Here is a 3692-nt window from a genome sequence, read left to right on the forward strand (position 1 = left end):
TCTACGAGGAGCTGCCCCGGTCGCTGAACGCGCTCACCGAGGACCCCTGCCCGGCCAACCAGGTCCGCGCCTCCGTCACCTACAACCACATCGTCGAGGGCACCCTGGCGCTGACCGGGTACTTCGCCTGGAACCGGATGTGCGCGCGGCTGGGCCTGTTCCCCGGGATGCGGGAGATCATCCGGCGCATCGGGGACGACGAGCGCAGGCACATGGCCTGGGGCACCTACACCTGCCGCAGGCACGTCGCCGCCGACGAGGCCAACTGGCTGGTCGCGCGGCGGCGGATGCGGGAGCTGCTGCCGCACGCGATCCGGCAGATCCAGTTCGCCACCCACCTCTACCAGCCGGAGTACTTCGGGCTGGAGATGCGCGCGCTGATGACCTACGCGACGGGCCGCGCCAAGCGCAGGCTCGCCGCGATCGAGGCCGCCCGCGGCAAGGCCGTGCGCCTGGTCGAGGTCGACACCGTGACCGAGCGGCTGGAGGACGCCTTCGCCGAGGAGGACGCGGCGACCGCCGAACCGGTCAGGACGGGTTGAGGGGACCGTGGACCGGGTGAACCGCTGGCTGCCCGCGCCCCCGTCCCGGGACGACCGGTTCCGGCTGTACTGCTACCCGCACGCGGGAGCCGGCGCGTCGGTGTTCCGCGACTGGCCGCGGGAGCTGCCCGCGTGCGTCGGGGTGCGCGCGCTGCACCCGCCGGGGCGTGAGTCCCGGTTCGGCGAGCCGCCCGTCGACCGGCTGGAGGACCTGGTCGACGGCGTGGTGGGCGCGGTGGGGCCGGAGCTGTCGCCGGACGTGCCGTTCGCGCTGTTCGGGCACAGCCTCGGCGCGCTCGTGGTGACCGAGGTGGTGCGCGAGCTGGACCGGCGCGGGCTGCCGCCGCCCGTGCTGCTGATGGTCTCCGGCAGGCGGGCGCCGCAGGACGGCGAGCCCCGGGCGTGGGTGCACGAGCTGTCCGACGAGCGCTTCACCGAGGTGCTGCGCGAGCTGGGCGGCACGCCGGACGCGCTGCTGGCGCGGCCCTGGCTGCTGCGGTCCTTCCTGCCCACGCTGCGGGCCGACTTCGCGGTGAACGAGACCTACGCGGCCGGGGCGTGGGAGCCGCTGCCCGTCCCGATCACCGCGTTCGGCGGCCTGGGCGACCCGAAGGCGCGACCGGAGGAGGTCTGGCGGTGGCGGCGGCAGACCACGGCCCGCTTCCGCGCCAGGTTCCTGCCCGGCGGGCACTTCTTCGTCCTCGACGAGCGGAAGCGGCTGCTGGACGACGTGCGCGAGGAGCTGGCGCCGTGGACGTCGTGCGCGCGGGTGGGCTCGTGAGCGCGGCGGCACCGGTCTGGCCTCCCGGCCCCCGGCGTCGCGCGGTGCCGCCGGGGGCGGTGGACGTGTGGCGGGTGCCGCTGCCCGGTGACGCGCGGGCGGCGGCGGCGTGCCTGCCGCTGCTGCCGGCCGACGAGCGCGACCGGGCGACCCGGCTCGGCACCGCGCGCCTGCGCCACGACCACGTGGTGGCCCACGGCGCGCTGCGCGACGTGCTGTCGCGCTACCTCGACCGGTCCGCGCCGCGCATCGCGCTCGTCCGGGGCGCGCTGGGGCGGCCCGAGCTGGGCACGGGCGAGCTGTCGTTCAACCTGTCGCACACCGACGGCTGCGCGGTGATCGCCGTCGCGGCGGCCGGTCCGGTGGGCGTCGACGTGGAGGCGTTGCGCGCGTTCCCGGACGGGGTGGCCATGGCCAGGAGGTTCTTCACCCGCGCCGAGGCGGACCGGCTCGGGCGGCTCGGCGAACCCGCGAGGTCCGAGCTGTTCCTGCGGACCTGGACGTGCAAGGAGAGCTACCTGAAGGCGGTCGGGTGCGGCCTGTCCGGGTCGCTGGCGAGCGTGGACGTGGACCTCGGGCGGCGCGAACCGGTGCCGGCCGCCTCGGGGTGGTCGGTGCGCGAGCTGAGGCCCTCCGCGCGGCACGTCGCCGCGCTGGCCGTGCCCGGTGAGCCGCCGCGGGTGCACCGGTGGACCTGGGACCGGCCCGCGTGCTGACCGCACCGGACCACCACGTCCCGGCCACCCGCCGGCCGGCCGGCCACCACCCGGCCACCGGCAACCCAGCCACCGACGACCCGGTCCCGTACGACTACGTGGTGGTGGGCGCGGGCTCGGCCGGCGCGCCGCTCGCCGCCCGGCTGAGCGCCGACCCGGGCCGGCGGGTGCTGGTGCTGGAGGCGGGACCGGGGCACGACCTCGACGCGGTCGGCGTGCCCGCCGCGTTCCCCACCCTGTTCGGCACCGAGGTGGACTGGGCCTACCGGACCGTGCCGCAGCCGCGCCTGGGCGGCCGGAGCATCCGCTGGCCGCGGGGCCGCGCGCTGGGCGGCAGCTCGGCCATCAACGCCATGATGTGGGTGCGCGGGCACCCCGCCGACTACGACGAGTGGGCCGAGCACGCGGGCGAGCAGTGGGGGCACCGGGCCGTCCAGCCGTACTTCCGGCGGATCGAGGGCGCGGAGGAGGCCATCGCCGCCCACCACGGTCGCGGCGGCCCGCTGAGCCTGCGCCGCCAGCTCGACCCGAACCCGCTGACCGCGGCCTACCTGGCGGCGTGCGCGCAGGCGGGGCTGCCCCGGCGCGCGGTGCCCAACGGCGCGGAGCCGGACGGCGCCGCGGAGGCCGTGGTCACGCAGCGGGGCGGTCGGCGCTGGAGCACGGCGGACGCCTACCTGCGCCCGGCGACCGGGCGCGCGAACCTCACCGTCCTCACCGACGCCCACGTGACCAGGGTCCTGTTCCTCGGGCGGCGCGCGGTCGGGGTCGAGTACCTGCGCGCGGGCCGGCGGACCCGGGTCCGCGCGGCCAGGGAGGTGGTGCTGTGCGGCGGCGCCGTCAACTCGCCGCACCTGCTGCTGCTGTCCGGCGTCGGCCCCGCGCCCCAGCTGCGCGACCTGGGCGTCCCGGTGGTCCACCACTCCCCCGACGTCGGCGGCGGGCTGCGCGACCACCTGGTGACGCTCGTGCACGCCGACTGCCGGGAACCGATCAGCCTGGCCGGGGCGACCGGCCTGCGCCACGTCGCCCGCTACCTGTCCGAGCGGCGCGGGATGCTGACCTCCAACCTCGCCGAGGCCTACGCCTTCGCCCGCAGCGACCCCGGGCTGGCGCTGCCGGACCTGGAGCTGCTGTTCGTGCCCGGCCCGTTCTCCGACGACGGCCTGGCCCCGCCGGACCGGCACGTGGTCACCCTCGGCGCGGTGCTGCTGCGCCCGCGCAGCACCGGGACGATCCGGCTGGCCTCGCCCGACCCGCTGGCCGCGCCCCGCATCGACCCGGGCTACCTCGGCGACGAGGAGGACCGGCGGGTGCTGACCGCGGGGCTGCGGTGGTGCGAGCGGATCCTCGCCGCGCCCGCGCTGGCCCGCCACCTGGACCGCGCCGGACCGGTGGGCGGCGACCTGATCGAGGCGCGGAGCCAGACGCTCTACCACCCGGTGGGCACCTGCCGCATGGGCCGGGACGCGGCGTCGGTGGTGGACCCCGACCTGCGCGTCCGGGGCACGGTAGGGCTGCGGGTCGCCGACGCCTCGGTCATGCCGGTGCTGGTGCGCGGCCACACGCACGCCCCGTCGGTCCTGGTCGGCGAGCGGGCCGCGGACCTGATCGCCTCGGCGGAGCGTGCCGGGTGAGGGGCCTGTCGCTGGG

The 3692-nt window shown here is 77.4% G+C and carries 4 protein-coding genes; all 4 read left to right on the plus strand.

Going from position 1 to position 3692, the window contains the following annotated elements; all coding sequences use genetic code 11:
- On the plus strand, positions 1-542 hold a 542-nt coding region (locus tag ACFV4N_RS41295; RefSeq protein WP_499678144.1), incomplete at its 5' end, for a ferritin family protein.
- 7 nt (positions 543-549) lie between these two features.
- The gene (locus tag ACFV4N_RS41300) at positions 550-1323 is read left to right on the plus strand and encodes a thioesterase II family protein (RefSeq protein ID WP_499678145.1); all 774 of its coding nucleotides are present in this window, start codon (positions 550-552) and stop codon (positions 1321-1323) included.
- On the plus strand, positions 1293-2039 hold the full coding sequence (locus tag ACFV4N_RS41305) for a 4'-phosphopantetheinyl transferase family protein (protein ID WP_499678146.1): 747 nt from the start codon (positions 1293-1295) through the stop codon (positions 2037-2039). The genes ACFV4N_RS41300 and ACFV4N_RS41305 overlap by 31 nt, the downstream gene beginning before the upstream one ends.
- Complete coding sequence (locus ACFV4N_RS41310; RefSeq protein ID WP_499678147.1) at positions 2012-3676, plus strand: GMC family oxidoreductase; 1665 nt, start codon at positions 2012-2014, stop codon at positions 3674-3676. The genes ACFV4N_RS41305 and ACFV4N_RS41310 overlap by 28 nt, the downstream gene beginning before the upstream one ends.
- Positions 3677-3692 lie beyond the last annotated feature (16 nt).

Origin of the sequence: Actinosynnema sp. NPDC059797 (genome assembly GCF_042732085.1) — a bacterium.
In the GTDB taxonomy this organism is placed as follows: Bacteria; Actinomycetota; Actinomycetes; order Mycobacteriales; family Pseudonocardiaceae; genus Actinosynnema.